The 14,995-nt window shown below is 56.3% G+C and carries 26 protein-coding genes; all 26 read left to right on the top strand.

Annotated elements, in window-relative coordinates; all coding sequences use genetic code 11:
• Positions 1 to 3: 3 nt before the first annotated feature.
• Entirely contained in the window at positions 4 to 285 is a 282-nt protein-coding gene (rpsS, locus tag DXZ77_RS06640; RefSeq protein WP_028326545.1) for a 30S ribosomal protein S19, read from the top strand.
• Between the two features lie 50 nt (positions 286 to 335).
• Positions 336 to 701, top strand: coding sequence for a 50S ribosomal protein L22 (rplV, locus tag DXZ77_RS06635; protein WP_028326544.1), 366 nt, complete (start codon positions 336 to 338; stop codon positions 699 to 701).
• The gene (gene rpsC, locus DXZ77_RS06630; protein WP_115030903.1) at positions 701 to 1,522 is read left to right on the top strand and encodes a 30S ribosomal protein S3; all 822 of its coding nucleotides are present in this window, start codon (positions 701 to 703) and stop codon (positions 1,520 to 1,522) included. The genes rplV and rpsC overlap by 1 nt, the downstream gene beginning before the upstream one ends.
• Positions 1,522 to 1,941, top strand: a complete 420-nt coding sequence (gene rplP / locus DXZ77_RS06625) for a 50S ribosomal protein L16 (protein WP_028326542.1) — start codon at positions 1,522 to 1,524, stop codon at positions 1,939 to 1,941. The genes rpsC and rplP overlap by 1 nt, the downstream gene beginning before the upstream one ends.
• Entirely contained in the window at positions 1,941 to 2,177 is a 237-nt protein-coding gene (gene rpmC / locus DXZ77_RS06620) for a 50S ribosomal protein L29 (RefSeq protein ID WP_028326541.1), read from the top strand. The genes rplP and rpmC overlap by 1 nt, the downstream gene beginning before the upstream one ends.
• 2 nt (positions 2,178 to 2,179) lie before the next feature.
• Positions 2,180 to 2,455, top strand: coding sequence for a 30S ribosomal protein S17 (rpsQ, locus tag DXZ77_RS06615; protein ID WP_028326540.1), 276 nt, complete (start codon positions 2,180 to 2,182; stop codon positions 2,453 to 2,455).
• Positions 2,456 to 2,596: 141 nt separating this feature from the next.
• A complete protein-coding gene (gene rplN, locus DXZ77_RS06610) occupies positions 2,597 to 2,965 on the top strand; it encodes a 50S ribosomal protein L14 (protein ID WP_028326539.1) in 369 nt (122 codons plus the stop codon).
• A gap of 3 nt (positions 2,966 to 2,968) precedes the next feature.
• Positions 2,969 to 3,328: a 50S ribosomal protein L24 gene (gene rplX, locus DXZ77_RS06605; RefSeq protein WP_028326538.1), complete on the top strand. Its 360-nt coding sequence runs from the start codon at positions 2,969 to 2,971 to the stop codon at positions 3,326 to 3,328.
• Positions 3,328 to 3,888: a 50S ribosomal protein L5 gene (gene rplE / locus DXZ77_RS06600; RefSeq protein WP_115030901.1), complete on the top strand. Its 561-nt coding sequence runs from the start codon at positions 3,328 to 3,330 to the stop codon at positions 3,886 to 3,888. Before rplX ends, rplE begins: the two co-directional genes overlap by 1 nt.
• Before the next feature lie 2 nt (positions 3,889 to 3,890).
• Positions 3,891 to 4,076: a type Z 30S ribosomal protein S14 gene (locus DXZ77_RS06595; RefSeq protein WP_115030899.1), complete on the top strand. Its 186-nt coding sequence runs from the start codon at positions 3,891 to 3,893 to the stop codon at positions 4,074 to 4,076.
• Between the two features lie 98 nt (positions 4,077 to 4,174).
• A complete protein-coding gene (rpsH, locus tag DXZ77_RS06590) occupies positions 4,175 to 4,573 on the top strand; it encodes a 30S ribosomal protein S8 (protein ID WP_028326536.1) in 399 nt (132 codons plus the stop codon).
• An 18-nt stretch (positions 4,574 to 4,591) separates the two neighbouring features.
• Positions 4,592 to 5,131: a 50S ribosomal protein L6 gene (gene rplF, locus DXZ77_RS06585; RefSeq protein ID WP_115030897.1), complete on the top strand. Its 540-nt coding sequence runs from the start codon at positions 4,592 to 4,594 to the stop codon at positions 5,129 to 5,131.
• Between the two features lie 3 nt (positions 5,132 to 5,134).
• The gene (gene rplR, locus DXZ77_RS06580) at positions 5,135 to 5,518 is read left to right on the top strand and encodes a 50S ribosomal protein L18 (RefSeq protein WP_028326534.1); all 384 of its coding nucleotides are present in this window, start codon (positions 5,135 to 5,137) and stop codon (positions 5,516 to 5,518) included.
• Between the two features lie 52 nt (positions 5,519 to 5,570).
• On the top strand, positions 5,571 to 6,203 hold the full coding sequence (gene rpsE, locus DXZ77_RS06575) for a 30S ribosomal protein S5 (RefSeq protein WP_028326533.1): 633 nt from the start codon (positions 5,571 to 5,573) through the stop codon (positions 6,201 to 6,203).
• A complete protein-coding gene (gene rpmD / locus DXZ77_RS06570; protein ID WP_115032693.1) occupies positions 6,203 to 6,385 on the top strand; it encodes a 50S ribosomal protein L30 in 183 nt (60 codons plus the stop codon). Before rpsE ends, rpmD begins: the two co-directional genes overlap by 1 nt.
• A 26-nt stretch (positions 6,386 to 6,411) precedes the next feature.
• The gene (gene rplO / locus DXZ77_RS06565) at positions 6,412 to 6,858 is read left to right on the top strand and encodes a 50S ribosomal protein L15 (protein ID WP_115032691.1); all 447 of its coding nucleotides are present in this window, start codon (positions 6,412 to 6,414) and stop codon (positions 6,856 to 6,858) included.
• 274 nt (positions 6,859 to 7,132) lie between these two features.
• The gene (secY, locus tag DXZ77_RS06560; protein WP_115030895.1) at positions 7,133 to 8,452 is read left to right on the top strand and encodes a preprotein translocase subunit SecY; all 1,320 of its coding nucleotides are present in this window, start codon (positions 7,133 to 7,135) and stop codon (positions 8,450 to 8,452) included.
• On the top strand, positions 8,449 to 9,024 hold the full coding sequence (locus DXZ77_RS06555; protein ID WP_115030893.1) for an adenylate kinase: 576 nt from the start codon (positions 8,449 to 8,451) through the stop codon (positions 9,022 to 9,024). Before secY ends, DXZ77_RS06555 begins: the two co-directional genes overlap by 4 nt.
• An 84-nt stretch (positions 9,025 to 9,108) precedes the next feature.
• Positions 9,109 to 9,954, top strand: coding sequence for a type I methionyl aminopeptidase (gene map / locus DXZ77_RS06550; protein WP_115030891.1), 846 nt, complete (start codon positions 9,109 to 9,111; stop codon positions 9,952 to 9,954).
• Between the two features lie 257 nt (positions 9,955 to 10,211).
• Complete coding sequence (infA, locus tag DXZ77_RS06545) at positions 10,212 to 10,433, top strand: translation initiation factor IF-1 (protein ID WP_028326527.1); 222 nt, start codon at positions 10,212 to 10,214, stop codon at positions 10,431 to 10,433.
• Between the two features lie 308 nt (positions 10,434 to 10,741).
• Positions 10,742 to 11,119, top strand: coding sequence for a 30S ribosomal protein S13 (rpsM, locus tag DXZ77_RS06540; protein ID WP_028326526.1), 378 nt, complete (start codon positions 10,742 to 10,744; stop codon positions 11,117 to 11,119).
• A gap of 67 nt (positions 11,120 to 11,186) precedes the next feature.
• Positions 11,187 to 11,594: a 30S ribosomal protein S11 gene (gene rpsK / locus DXZ77_RS06535; RefSeq protein ID WP_028326525.1), complete on the top strand. Its 408-nt coding sequence runs from the start codon at positions 11,187 to 11,189 to the stop codon at positions 11,592 to 11,594.
• A gap of 45 nt (positions 11,595 to 11,639) precedes the next feature.
• On the top strand, positions 11,640 to 12,248 hold the full coding sequence (rpsD, locus tag DXZ77_RS06530) for a 30S ribosomal protein S4 (RefSeq protein ID WP_028326524.1): 609 nt from the start codon (positions 11,640 to 11,642) through the stop codon (positions 12,246 to 12,248).
• 214 nt (positions 12,249 to 12,462) lie between these two features.
• Positions 12,463 to 13,473: a DNA-directed RNA polymerase subunit alpha gene (locus DXZ77_RS06525; protein WP_028326523.1), complete on the top strand. Its 1,011-nt coding sequence runs from the start codon at positions 12,463 to 12,465 to the stop codon at positions 13,471 to 13,473.
• A gap of 49 nt (positions 13,474 to 13,522) precedes the next feature.
• Entirely contained in the window at positions 13,523 to 13,999 is a 477-nt protein-coding gene (gene rplQ / locus DXZ77_RS06520) for a 50S ribosomal protein L17 (RefSeq protein ID WP_115030889.1), read from the top strand.
• 93 nt (positions 14,000 to 14,092) lie between these two features.
• Positions 14,093 to 14,920, top strand: coding sequence for a tRNA pseudouridine(38-40) synthase TruA (truA, locus tag DXZ77_RS06515; RefSeq protein ID WP_115030887.1), 828 nt, complete (start codon positions 14,093 to 14,095; stop codon positions 14,918 to 14,920).
• Positions 14,921 to 14,995: the final 75 nt, after the last annotated feature.

The following is a 14,995-nucleotide window of genomic DNA, read 5'->3' as shown; positions in this document are numbered from 1 at the left end:
CATATGCCTCGTAGCCTCAAAAAGGGCCCGTTCATCGACGACCATCTGCAGAAGAAGGTCGACGTTCAGAACGAGTCTGGGTCCAAAGCAGTTATTAAGACTTGGTCGCGTCGTTCTGTGATCGCTCCCGATTTCCTTGGGCACACATTCGCCGTGCATGACGGTCGTAAGCACGTGCCGGTGTTTGTGACGGAGTCGATGGTCGGGCACAAGCTCGGTGAGTTCGCTCCTACACGCACCTTTAAGGGTCACATCAAGGACGACAAGAAGGGCCGTCGCCGCTGACCGCGGTGAGGATCAATTTCGATATGTCGAACGAAAGCAAAGGGACAACGATGGAAGCCAAGGCGCAGGCGCGCGGCGTTCGCGTCACGCCCATGAAGGCCCGCCGCGTCGTGGACCTCATCCGTGGAAAGAACGCGACTGAAGCGCTCGCAGTGCTGCAGTTCGCACCTCAGGCCGCAGGCGAGACCGTATACAAGGTTCTGGCCAGTGCGATTGCTAACGCTCGCGTTAAGGCAGAGCAGGCATCGGAGCCGTTTGATGAGCGTCAGCTCATCGTCTCGGCTGCCTATGTCGACGAAGGACCGACGATGAAGCGTATTCGGCCGCGCGCACAGGGCCGCGCGGCTCGCATTAACAAGCGCACGAGCCACATCACGGTTCATGTCAGCCAGCCCGAGAACGGAGGAACCCGATAATGGGTCAAAAAGTAAACCCGAACGGATTCCGTCTCGGTATCACTACCGAACACTCGAGCCGCTGGTTCGCTGACTCCACCAAGAGTGGTCAGCGTTACCGTGACTTTGTGAAAGAGGACGTCGAAATTCGTCGTCTTCTCTCTGAAGGCCTGGAACGTGCAGGTGTAAGCAAGGTGCAGATCGAACGTACGCGTGACCGTGTACGTGTCGACATCCACACTGCTCGCCCCGGAATCGTTATTGGGCGCCGTGGCGCAGAGGCGGAGCGTATTCGCGGCAAGCTCGAAAAGCTCACAGGCAAGCAGGTTCAGCTCAATATTCTTGAGGTCAAGAACCCCGACATGGACGCCCAGCTGGTCGCCCAGGGAATTGCTGAGCAGCTGAGTGCACGAGTGTCTTTCCGACGCGCTATGCGTAAGGGAATGCAGGGATCACTTCGCTCTGGTGCAAAGGGAATCCGAGTTCAGGTCTCTGGTCGTTTGGGTGGCGCAGAGATGAGCCGTACGGAGTTCTACCGCGAAGGACGTGTGCCGCTTCACACGCTTCGCGCCAACATTGACTACGGCTTCTATGAGGCCCGTACCACCTTTGGCCGCATCGGTGTAAAGGTGTGGATCTACAAGGGTGACCTCACTGCGCGTGAACTGGCTGCTCAGCAGGCCAACTCCAGCGGCCGCCCGAGCCGTGGTGGCCGTGGCGAGCGTCCTGGCCGTGGCCGTCGTGGCGACCGCGCAGGTCGTGGGAACCGCAACGAGAACGCTGCTGCCAGCAACGCTCCAGAACAGAGCGCGGCTCCGGCCAGCGAGGGAGCTGATGCCTGATGTTGATTCCTCGTCGAGTCAAGCACCGCAAGCAGCACCACCCGAAGCGCTCTGGCGGCGCTAAAGGCGGGACGCAGGTTGCATTTGGTGACTTCGGTATTCAGGCTTTGGCGCCTGCGTACGTAACGAACCGCCAGATCGAGTCTGCGCGTATCGCTATGACCCGCTACATCAAGCGTGGCGGAAAGGTCTGGATCAACATTTACCCAGATCGTCCCCTCACCAAGAAACCTGCTGAAACCCGAATGGGTTCTGGTAAGGGTTCACCAGAGTGGTGGGTCGCCAACGTTAAGCCGGGGCACGTTTTGTTTGAGCTTTCCGGTGTTTCTGAGCCCGTGGCGCGTGAAGCCATGCGTCTAGCAATGCACAAGCTGCCGATGAAGTGCCGCTTCGTTATGCGTGAAGGAGGGGACGTCTGATGGCAGTTGGAAGCAAAGACCTCGCTGTTGACAAGCTCCGTGACATGGCGGATGACGCCCTGGTCGAGGAGCTCCGCAAAGCTAAGGCAGAGCTGTTCAACCTCCGGTTCCAGTCAGCCACGGGCCAGCTTGAGAACAACGGTCGCCTACGGGCGGTCCGAAAGGACATTGCGCGGATCTACACGATCATGCGTGAGCGTGAGCTGAACATCGGTGTCGAGAAGGCGAGTGAGTGACCGTGACCGAAGCGAACACCACTACTGAGCGCAACTATCGTAAAACCGCCCGCGGTTACGTGGTCAGCGACAAAATGGACAAGACTGTCGTGGTCGAGGTCGAGGACCGCGTCAAGCACGCCCTCTACAGCAAGGTCATGCGTCGCACGAAGCGACTCAAGGCCCACGACGAGACCAACAACTGTGGCGTCGGTGACCGTGTCCTCCTGATGGAAACACGTCCGCTGTCTGCCACAAAGCGTTGGCGCGTTGTCGAAATTCTCGAGCGCGCCAAGTAAGAGGCTCGTTCGGCGGTTCGGAAGAGCAAGAGCACAACCGAATCCGTCACCTAGACCACAATCCGTTCCGCAAGGCTCACCCAGCGCCCGTTCATTAAGGAGCGGGCGCGGTGAGAACCGGCGCGACGACAGGAGTGAGAAGTGATCCAGCAGGAGTCGCGACTTCGTGTCGCTGACAACACCGGTGCCAAGGAAATTCTGTGCATCCGTGTTCTCGGCGGTTCGGGTCGACGTTACGCCGGCATTGGCGACATCATCGTTGCCTCGGTCAAGGACGCAATCCCCGGCGGAAACGTCAAAAAGGGTGATGTAGTCAAGGCCGTTATCGTGCGTACCAAGAAAGAACGCCGTCGTATTGACGGAAGCTACATCAAGTTTGACGAGAATGCGGCAGTCATCCTGAAGAACGATGGTGAGCCCCGCGGTACGCGTATTTTCGGTCCGGTTGGCCGTGAACTACGTGAAAAGAAATTTATGAAGATCATCTCGCTGGCCCCGGAGGTGCTGTAACCCATGGCCAACATGAAGATCAAAAAGGGTGATCTGGTTCAGGTCATCACTGGTCGCAAACAGGACAAAGGTGGCGACCGAGGCAAGCAAGGCAAGGTTATCGCGGTCTTCCCCGACACTAACCGTGTGCTAGTCGAAGGCATTAACCGAGTAACTAAGCACCAGCGCGCAGCTGCAGGAACGAACCGCGCAGCTGGAATCGTGACGGTTGAAGCCCCGATTCACGTGAGCAATGTGGCTTTGGTTGACCCCGAAACTAACAAGCCGACCCGTGTGCGCATGCGCACCGAAAAGGTTGAGCGCAATGGTCGTGAGAAGACCGTTCGTGTGCGCGTTGCAGTGCGTTCCGGGAAGGACATCTGATGAGCGAAACGATGATCACGCCCCGTCTTAAGACGCGTTACCACGAAGAAATTCGTGACGCTCTGAACAAAGAATTCGGTTACTCCAACGTTATGTTGATTCCTGGCCTTACTAAGGTCGTCGTCAACATGGGTGTTGGCGAAGCTGCGAAAGACAGCAAGCGCATTGAAGGTGCCGTTCGTGACCTTGCAGCCATTACAGGCCAAAAGCCTGTTGTGACTCGTGCTCGCAAGTCCATTGCGCAGTTCAAACTGCGTGAAGGTATGCCGATTGGCGCCCACGTCACTCTTCGTGGTGATCGCATGTGGGAGTTCGTCGACCGCCTGGTGACCGTTGCTCTTCCCCGAATCCGTGACTTCCGCGGACTTTCTGGAAAGCAGTTCGATGGCAACGGTAACTACACGTTTGGTCTCACCGAGCAGTCAATGTTTTATGAGATTGATCCTGACTCGATTGACCACGTTCGTGGTATGGACATCACGCTTGTCACTACCGCGAAGACCGATGACGAAGGCCGCGCGCTTCTTCGCCAGCTTGGGTTCCCTTTCAAGGAGAACTAATAGTGGCGAAAACGGCACTGATCAACAAAGCGGATAGCAAACCGAAATTCAAAGTTCGCGCTTACACCCGTTGCCAGAGGTGTGGCCGTCCCCACTCGGTTTACCGCAAGTTCGGGCTTTGCCGTGTGTGCTTCCGTGATATGGCTCACCGTGGTGAGCTTCCCGGAGTCACCAAGAGCAGCTGGTAAGTAGACCGGACCTCAACGAGACGAAGACTTCTACACCGTAGGTCGGCCCCGCAAAAGGCGGGAGGCGAAACCCCGGTGAGGAAGGGCGGAGAGCCCAAATGACGATGACAGATCCGATTGCGGACATGCTGACCCGCGTCAGGAACGCCAACTCGGCGCACCACGACGTAGTGTCCATGCCGTCTTCGAAGCTCAAGTCCAACATCGCGGAAATCCTTAAAACCGAGGGTTACATCGCAGACTGGAAACTTGAGGATGCAGAGGTCGGAAAAACGCTCACTATCGAGCTTAAGTACGGCCCCAACCGTGAACGCTCCATCTCGGGTGTTCGACGAGTGAGCAAGCCTGGATTGCGCGTATACGCAAAATCCACCAACCTGCCCAAGGTGCTCGGCGGCCTCGGCGTGGCGATTATTTCGACCTCGTCCGGGTTGCTGACTGACCGTCAGGCCGAAGCGAAGGGTGTGGGTGGGGAAGTCCTCGCCTACGTCTGGTAACGGAAGGAGGTACGAAGAATGTCTCGAATCGGACGACTTCCGATCTCCGTTCCTAACGGCGTTGACGTGACGATCAGCGGACAGGACATTGCAGTTAAGGGTTCTAAGGGTGAGCTTTCCCTCACTGTTTCTGAGCCCATCACTGTTGTGCGTGACGAGGATGGCAGCATCAGCGTTTCGCGTCCCAATGACGAGCGTGACAACCGTGCTCTCCACGGTCTAACTCGCTCGCTCATCCAGAACATGGTTATCGGTGTGACCGAGGGTTACCAGAAAAAGCTGGAAATCTATGGCACCGGTTACCGTGTGCTGGCTAAGGGCAGCAACCTTGAGTTTGCTCTCGGTTTCAGCCACCCGGTCGTTGTTGAACCGCCGGAGGGCATCACTTTTGCCGTCGAGACTCCGACCCGGTTCTCGGTTTCGGGTATCGATAAGCAGCTCGTAGGCGAGACTGCAGCAAACATTCGCAAAATCCGTCCGCCGGAGCCATATAAAGGCAAGGGTGTTCGCTACGCAGGCGAGCAGATCCGCCGCAAGGTCGGAAAGGCTGGTAAGTAAGCGATGGCAGGCACTGGCAAGATCATTAAGCGCGGCAAGAGCAAAGCCGACGCTCGGGCACGTCGCCACGCGCGTCTTCGCAAGCACCTCGCCGGCACCGCTGAGCGTCCTCGCTTGGTGGTCACACGCTCCACGCGTCACATGTTCGTTCAGGTTATCGATGATGGCGTTGGGCACACCCTTGCGTCCGCTTCGACCATGGAAGCAGACCTGCGTGCATTTGACGGAGACAAAACCGCTAAGGCTAAGCGAGTCGGTGAACTCGTCGCTGCTCGCGCCAAGGCTGCAGGCATTGACACAGTAGTGTTTGACCGTGGCGGTAACCGTTACACGGGTCGCGTTGCCGCGATCGCCGAAGGTGCACGCGAGGGCGGTCTGGAGCTGTGATGACTGCACGAACGAGCATGTTCACGAAGACTGGTGAAAAGGAGAGCGTCTGATGGCTGGACCCCAGCGCCGCGGAGCCGAGCAAGGCGGCTCTGAACGTGCAGGCAGCGGTCGCGACCGTCGTGACCGCGATAACCGCCGGCAAAACAACAACCAGAATGACGAGCGCAGCCAATTCTTGGAGCGTGTCGTAACGATTAACCGTGTTGCCAAGGTTGTGAAGGGTGGTCGTCGCTTCAGCTTCACCGCTCTCGTGGTCGTCGGTGACGGTGACGGCACCGTGGGTGTCGGTTACGGCAAAGCCAAAGAGGTTCCCACGGCAATCGCCAAGGGCGTAGAGGCAGCCAAAAAGTCGTTCTTCCGCGTTCCGCGTATCCAGGGCACCATTCCTCACCCCGTTCAGGGTGAAGACGCTGCTGGCGTAGTTCTCCTACGTCCCGCCGCGCCCGGTACTGGTGTTATCGCTGGTGGGCCGGTGCGCGCTGTTCTTGAGTGCGCAGGCATTCAGGACGTGCTGAGCAAATCACTTGGCTCAGACAACTCGATCAACATCGTTCATGCCACCGTGGCTGCGCTGAAGGGCCTTGAGCGTCCGGAGTCGGTTGCGGCACGTCGTGGGCTTCCTCTTGAAGATGTCGCACCCGCCGCTTTGTTGCGTGCTCGTGCGGCAGGGACGGGGGCGTGATGGCTCAGCTCAAAGTGACCCAGACACGTGGTGTTGTGGGAGCTAAGCAGAACCAGAAGGACACCCTCCGCACCCTTGGATTGCACCGTATCGGTCAGTCTGTGCTGCGCGAGGACCGTCCCGAAGTGCGCGGGATGGTGCGTACCGTCGCCCATCTCGTGACCGTCGAGGAGGTTGACTGATCGTGGCAGACGAGACGAACGAAAGCATGCCGCTTCGCGTTCATGAATTGCGTCCGGCCCCTGGAGCCAAGACCGCTCGCACGCGAGTTGGTCGTGGTGAAGCCAGCAAGGGTAAAACCGCTGGTCGTGGTACTAAAGGTACGAAAGCTCGTTACCAGGTTCCGGAGCGCTTCGAGGGTGGCCAGATGCCGCTTCACATGCGCCTTCCGAAACTGCGCGGTTTTACGAACCGTAACCGCGTGGAGTACCAGGTTGTGAACCTGGACCGCATTGAAGCTTTGTTCCCCGAGGGCGGTGACGTCACAGTTGATGACCTCGTGGCTAAGGGTGCAGTTCGCTCCAAGAGCCTTGTAAAGGTTTTGGGCGATGGCGAAATTTCCGTCAAGGTAAACGTCACTGCTCATAAGGTTTCTGGTGCGGCGAAGAGCAAGATTGAGGCTGCAGGCGGTTCCGTGAACATCCTGGGTGCTTGATTCTTAGCTTTGTAGCTAATCGGTTAACGAAGGATGGGGATCCCTAGTCTCAGGGGTCTCCATCCTTCGTTTCATTGGAGCGGAGAATCCTGTAAACGGTCGATGACATGTCGCTACTAGTTCACTTAGGTAGAAGTGCTATTGTCGCGACGGGGTCTACCGCCCCAAAACCTTTGATGACAATACGTTGTACGGTGTTCGTACAACACCGCACGTGCGCATGGTCGGGACCGGTTCGCGGCATGCACCGCCACACGCGCCAGTGGGAGGCTTTGTGATAACCACCCTCGTTCGGGCTTTTCGTACGCCTGAGCTCCGGAACAGGTTGCTCTTGACCGTGTTCATCATGGCTATCTTTAGGCTCGGGTCACACATCCCGACGCCTGGTGTCAGCTATACCGCTATTAAGCAGTGTCAACCTAACTCAGCGCATGGAGGAAATGCGCTTTTAGGGATGGCAAACCTGTTTAGTGGTGGAGCTCTTCTGCAGCTTTCTATTTTCGCACTGGGAATTATGCCGTATATTACGGCAAGCATTATTGTTCAATTGTTAACTGTTGTAATTCCTAAGTTTGAAACTTTAAAGCAAGAAGGGCAGTCTGGTCAGTCAAAACTGACGCAATATACAAGATATTTGACTATTGGTCTGGCTATTCTGCAGTCTTCGACCTTTATAACCTTCGCTAGGAACCCCTCCACTTTGTTCCCCGGGTCTAACTGTCAAAATATCCTTGTCGACGACACATTCCTGAATGCAGCCTTGTCTGTGTTGACAATGACCGCTGGTACCGGTCTTGTCATGTGGCTTGGTGAATTGATTACCGAAAAAGGGGTCGGCAACGGAATGTCGTTGCTTATCTTTACCTCGATTGCGGCAGGGTTCCCCAGCTCACTGTGGAGCGTGCAACAGCAGCAAGGACGTTGGGATGTATTTTTCTTGATCATCCTTATGGGGCTCTCAATTATCGCTGTTGTTGTTTTTGTCGAACAGTGTCAGCGTCGAATTCCTGTTCAGTATGCAAAACGCATGATCGGGCGCCGCGTTTACGGAGGAACTTCGACTTATATTCCTCTCAAAATTAACCAGGCCAATGTTATCCCGGTTATTTTCGCATCGTCATTGCTCGCGCTCCCCGGGCTTGCTGTTCAATTCCAGCAAGGTAACCCGAACCCGCCTGAATGGGTGCTCTGGGTTTCTACGCATCTTGTGCGTGGAGATAGCCCATGGTATATGGCTATTTATACGAGCCTCATTTTGTTCTTCACGTTCTTCTATGTTGCGATCAGCTTTAATACTGAAGAAGTTGCAGACAACATGAAGAAGTTTGGTGGATTTATTCCAGGTATTCGAGCTGGACGTCCAACAGCGCAGTACTTGTCGTATGTGGTGAACCGGATCACGGTCGTCGGTGCGCTGTACTTGTCCATCTTGGCTCTAATCCCATTGATTGCACTAGCCACAATTCAGGCAAACCAGAACTTCCCTTTCGGTGGGACGTCAATTCTGATTATGGTCGGCGTGGGACTTGAAACGGTGAAACAGATTGAGTCTCGTCTCAAGCAACACCATTACGAAGGGCTTTTGCGTTCATGAGGATCATCATTTTGGGGGCGCCGGGCGCCGGTAAAGGTACCCAGGCTGCAGGAATTGCGGAAAGTTTCGGAATTCCTGTTATATCTACGGGAAACATGTTCCGCGAAAATATTGCGGAACAAACTGAGCTTGGCAAGCAGGTTCAACAGGTTCTAGCTTCCGGCCAGTATGTCTCTGATGAGATTACTAATGCCATGCTTTTTGAGCGGCTTGCTCGCGAAGATGCTCAAAAAGGTTTCTTGCTTGATGGGTACCCACGGACGACTGCTCAGGTGGAGGTTCTGGATGAGTACCTTAAGGAGCGAGGCGAGAAACTCGATTGCGTTCTCGAGCTCGTTGTCGATGAAAATGCCGTAGTCGAGCGTCTGTTGAAACGTGCAGAAATCGAAGGGCGGTCAGATGACACTGAGCCCGTTATTCGTGAACGCCTGAAGGTTTACGCGCAGCAAACTGCGCCTTTGACGGAAATTTATGATGATCGTGAATTGCTGGTGCAGGTTTATGGTATGGGTGGAGTTGAAGAAGTAGCTACACGCATTCAAGAGGCGCTTGAACCGCTTTATTCCGAGTGATTTCGGTGAGATGCCCCGCTTCGTGTCACGAAGTGGGGCATCTTTATATGGTTAAGAGATATATCATTATCGGGATGGAGAAAAATGTTTGGTCGTGAGCGAATTGAGAAAAAGAATCCTCAGCAGATTATTGCTATGCGGAAAGCTGGATTAGTTGTTGGGCGAACTCTGGAAAAGCTAGCTGAGGCAGTTAAGCCTGGAGTTACCACTAGAGAACTCGATGATATTGCTAGAGAGTATATCCTCTCGCAGGGTGCTGTTCCTTCTTTTCCGCTTGTTCCTGGGTATCGACACACTCTTTGTGTGAGTGTGGGGTGTGAAATAGTTCATGGAATACCTGGTGATCGTGTTCTCCAGGAAGGGGAACTTGTATCAATTGACTGCGGAGCGGCAGTGGATGGGTGGCATGGCGACTCGGCGATATCGATTATCGTTGGCGGGGATGATGCTGCCGAACCTGAAGTAAAAAATTTGCTTGATGATGCTTTTAAATCCCTGTGGTCTGGTATCGCAGCGATGGTACCGGGGAACCGAGTCGGAGATATCGGGGGAGCGATTGAAGAGTCTCTGGAAAAAAGTGCTCTTCAACGAAAGATTGGCGAGTATGGAATCGTCGAAGACTATGAGGGGCATGGGATCGGGCGTGAAATGCATATGTCGCCAGGGGTCCCTAATTTTCGGCCAGCCAAGCTAGGGCCCAAAATGACCGTTGGCACTACGCTGGCTATTGAGCCGATGGTTACGCTAGGCGCCCCTGATAACAAGGTTCTTGACGACGACTGGACAGTAGTCACCATCGACGGCTCCGTTGCAGCCCATGTTGAGCACACGGTGGCTATCACTTCTGAAGGCATCTGGGTACTTACTGCGCTCGATGGGGGACTGGAGGTCTGTGCAGCTACAGGTGCCCAATTTGGCCCGCTGGCATAAATATTCAGAATTACTTGTCTGGTGGGAGAGGCTGTCGAATTTCCCATGACTAGGGGTAGTGGATTAAGGTTGCTTGTTGGCTCATACTCTCGCTTGCTTAAGTGATCAAAGCAGCCGTAAAGCGTCTGTCTCTACCTAGATATAGACACTGCGGTCTGGCTTGGGTGTAAGCGAAAGTATCTGAAGCTGCAGCGCGCCGAGGGATCGGCGTGGCCAATCGTCGTGCAATGCATGACATGACCAGGATCGTGGAGGACATGGCTAAAAAGGACGGAGTCATCGAGATCGAGGGCACCGTGGTGGAGGCGCTCCCTAACGCGAACTTCCGTGTGGAGCTCACCAACGGACACAAAGTTCTCGCTCATATTTCAGGGAAAATGCGCCAGCACTACATCAGGATCCTCCCTGAGGACCGCGTGGTCGTGGAGCTCAGCCCCTATGACCTATCCCGCGGCCGTATCGTTTTCCGCTACCGCTGATACATACTCTTCAAAGACTGTCTCGAAGAGATTTTTCTTGAAGGGCTGTCCGTAGTCTCAGTCTTTACTTGAAGATCACTTAAATCGGCAGGCAGAAGAAACAGTCGAGCAGCGAAAGAGCTACAAGTTTTTGCAGTTGTCTTTCGTTACGCGACGATATGAGCAGTACACAGCATCCGGCCCTGAGGTTCCTCAGATGTCACCCTCGGTTCGAAGGCCGAGGACCGGAAGCGGCGCTCTTCGCCATGAGAGCGTGCGCACGGACCGATGCTGTGCCAAACCTTCGAAACTACTCAGGAGAAACACAAATGGCACGTCTTGTTGGAGTTGACCTCCCGCGCGAAAAGCGCGTTGAGATCGCTCTTACCTACATCTTCGGTGTGGGGCGTACCCGCGCGAAGGAAGCTATCGCAGCGACGGAGATTGACCCGTCCACGCGCGTCAAGGACCTAGACGAGCAGCAGCTTGTTGCTCTGCGTGACTTCCTCGAGGGCAACTACAAGCTCGAAGGTGACCTTCGCCGTGAGGTGGCCGCCGACATTCGTCGCAAGGTTGAAATTGGCAGCTACCAGGGTTTGCGCCACCGCCGTGGCCTGCCCGTGCACGGCCAGCGCACCAAGACCAACGCGCGTACCCGTAAGGGCCCCAAGCGCACCGTTGCTGGCAAGAAGAAGGCCGGCCGCTGATCGAGGCTTTGCCTCGTCGCTGACTTACTAGTCGGCTACTCCCGAAGACTCGTAGGAAAGAGAACATATGCCTCCCAAGAGCCGTCAGGCTGGTGGCGCCAAAAAGGTGCGCCGCAAAGAGAAGAAGAACGTTGCCCACGGGCAAGCTCACATCAAGAGCACATTCAACAACACGATCGTTTCGATCACCGACCCAACAGGCGCGGTTGTCTCCTGGGCATCTGCTGGCCAAGTTGGATTTAAGGGCTCCCGCAAGTCCACCCCCTTCGCCGCGCAGATGGCTGCCGAGGCTGCTGCCCGCCGCGCGATGGACCACGGCATGCGCAAGGTTGACGTTTTCGTCAAAGGTCCTGGCTCCGGCCGCGAGACAGCTATTCGCTCGCTGACTGCAACCGGCTTGGAGGTTGGCGCCATCAGTGACGTCACCCCCACGCCGCACAACGGTGTCCGTCCGCCCAAGCGCCGCCGCGTCTGATCGACCGCGCGCAGCAGGCACTGAAAAGGTAGGAGAAGAGACACCATGGCCCGTTACACCGGTCCGATTACGAAAAAGTCCCGTCGCCTGAAGACCGACCTCGTCGGTGGCGATAAGAACTTCGAGAACCGCCCATTCCCTCCAGGACAGCACGGCCGTGGCCGTATCCAGGAGAAGGAATACCTCTCGCAGTTGCAGGAAAAGCAGAAAGCACGCTTTACCTACGGAGTTATGGAACGTCAGTTCCGTAACTACTACGAGGAAGCGGCACGTCGCCCCGGAAAAACCGGTGCAAACCTGCTTCAGATCCTTGAATCTCGTCTAGACAACGTCGTTTACCGTGCCGGTTTGGCACGTACACGTCGCGCTGCACGTCAGCTCGTCACCCACGGCCACTTCCTGGTCAACGGTCAGCGCGTAGACGTGCCGAGCTACCGCGTGAGCCAGTACGACATCATCGAATGGCGTGAGCAGAGCCGCAGCAAGTTCCCGTTCGAGGTCGCCGAAGACCTGTACGGCGAGCGTGTGGTTCCTGCGTGGATGAAGGTCGTTCCAGGATCCTTGCAGGTGCTTATCCACCAGCTGCCAGTTCGTGAGCAGATCGACACGGTCCTCACCGAGCAGCTGATCGTTGAGCTCTACTCGAAGAACTAACACGTAGATCCGCGCACACCTCGACGAGATGTGCGCGGAGCGACTGTGTATTCACTTGTTAATACACAGTCGCTCCATCCCTGCGACCTACGTGATGACCTCGTGCCACACGGGGGAGTGGGGCCACTCGCCGTAGACAGAGACGACGGGTGTCACGGCTATAGCCGCATTCACGATCTTCATATAGCGGTAGATCGTGGGAAGGAAAGAAATCGTGCTGATCGCACAGCGCCCTGTCCTCACTGAGGACGTGGTTTCGCCCACGCGTTCCCGGTTCGTCATTGAACCGCTTGAGCCGGGCTTTGGGTACACACTCGGTAACTCGCTTCGCCGGACGCTTTTGTCGAGCATCCCTGGAGCATCTGTTACCAGCATCCGTATCGACGGTGTTCTCCATGAGTTCTCGACGATCCCAGGGGTTAAAGAGGACGTCACGGAACTGATCCTCAACATCAAGGGGATCATTGTCAGCAGCGATCACGACGAGCCTGTCGTGATGTACCTGCGCAAGCAGGGCCCCGGTGTAGTGACTGCAGCGGACATTGCTCCGCCAGCAGGAGTCGAGGTGCACAACCCCGAACTCGAGATCGCCACCCTCAACGAGGATGGCAAGCTCGAGATGGAGCTGACAGTCGAACGCGGCCGTGGATATGTGTCCGCCCACCAAAACAAGGCAGTCGAGACCGAGATTGGCCGTATCCCGGTTGACTCGATCTACTCCCCAGTACTGGCAGTGACCTACAAGGTTGAGGCCACGCGTGTGGAGCAGCGTACCGACTTCGACAAATTGATCGTTGATGTCGAAACGAAGCGCAGCATGGCGCCTCGCGATGCACTTGCTTCTGCAGGCATGACGCTTGTCGAGCTCTTCGGGCTTGCTCGGGAGCTCAACGTCGAGGCCGAAGGTATCGACATGGGGCCATCGCCGACCGACGCCGCCTTGGCAGCTGATCTCGCCCTTCCCATCGAGGAACTCGACCTGACTGTCCGCTCCTACAACTGCCTCAAGCGTGAGGGCATCCACACCGTGGGTGAGTTGGTTGGGCGCAGCGAAGCAGATCTCCTTGACATCCGTAACTTCGGTGCCAAGTCCATTGACGAGGTCACCCAGAAGCTGACAGGCATGGGACTGGCTCTCAAAGACAGCCCGCCTGGATTCGACCCAGCCGCCTTGGGCGACCGCTTCGATGAAGATGCCGCATTCAGCGACGGCGAGCAGTACTGACCGATCCGCTTCCGCGGAGCGGCCTGAACAACTCTAGGGAGAACACGTAATGCCTACGCCTACTAAAGGCCGTCGCGTTGGCGGTAGCCCCGCCCACGAGCGCCTCATCCTCTCGAACTTGGCCACCGCCTTGTTCCAGCACGACCGCATTACCACCACCGCCGCCAAGGCCAAGCGCTTGCGCCCCTTGGCCGAGCGCATGGTTACATTCGCCAAGCGTGGTGATCTGCACGCTCGCCGTCAGGTCATGACTGTTGTCCGTGACAAGGGCGCTGTGCACCGCCTCTTCACGGAGATCGCTCCTGACATGGCAAACCGCGAGGGTGGGTACACCCGCACGACCAAGATCGGTAACCGTAAGGGAGACAACGCTCCTATGGTGGTTATCGAGTTGGTTCGTGAGCCGATGTCCGCTAAGCAAGCCACGGTCGCTGAGGCTGAGGCTGCAACCAAGCGCTCTGTCAAAGAGCAGGCTGCTGCCGAAGAGACCTCCGCTCCCGAAGCCGCGGAGTCTAGCGAGGCCTGATCCGCGCATGTGACACATATATGAAGTGGCTGTGACCATCTTGGATGGTCACAGCCACTTCATATATGTGGGTATTCAACTAAGGAGACGGCAATGAGGTTGCGAATCGACTTCGCCTATGACGGTACTGCTTTCTCGGGGTGGGCTAAGCAGCCAGGACTACGCACTGTCGAAGGAGAACTGACTACAGCCCTCGAAAAAATACTGCGTCACGATGTACGTCTGGTCGTAGCTGGACGCACAGACGCAGGAGTTCATGCTCGTGGATCGGTACTACACGTAGACGTTGAAGAGTCAGCTTTCCACCGGTTGCCAGGACGGTCGCAACGCACACCGGAAGCTGCTGCTGTTACTCGCTTAGCTGGCGTATTGCCAGCCGATATCGTCGTTCGCAAGGTCCAGCAGGCGCCGGTAGGGTTTGATGCTCGTTTTTCGGCGTTGTCGAGAAGGTATTCCTACACCCTTACTGATGAGCCATCAGAATTAGATCCGTTGCAGCGGAGCGGAATTGTCGTCCACAAGCGGCAATTGGATGTTTCTGCCATGCATTTGGCGGCCCAGCAGATGCTGGGTTTGCATGACTTTGCTGCGTACTGCAAGCCGCGAGAAGGGGCTACCACGATACGCAATCTGTTGGCGTATGAGTGGGAGCGCCGTGGCCCGCTAGTAATAGGCACAATCATTGCCGATGCGTTTTGCCACTCAATGGTGCGTGCCTTGGTTGGGGGAGTCGTACCTGTGGGGGAGGGGAAGCAAACGACAGATTGGCCAGCACTCGTGCTGGGAGAACGTCGAAGGAACCCAGCGGTGACGGTGATGCCGCCGCACGGCCTGTGCTTAGAAGAAGTTCGTTATCCGGCTGATCATCAGCTTTCGGCTCGGGCTGCAGCTGCTCGATGTGTTCGAGAGCTGCCTGAGTGACTTTTTCGTGGGGCGCAGATCCTTGATTGGCTGCCCTGAGTACTGCTAGGAGTTAGACGTCGCAGTGTGAGGTAC

Source organism: Dermatophilus congolensis (assembly GCF_900447215.1).
Lineage (GTDB): Bacteria > Actinomycetota > Actinomycetes > Actinomycetales > Dermatophilaceae > Dermatophilus > Dermatophilus congolensis_A.
The sequence above is the reverse complement of the archived record's forward strand: the minus strand, read 5'-3'. Positions and strand labels throughout refer to the sequence as shown.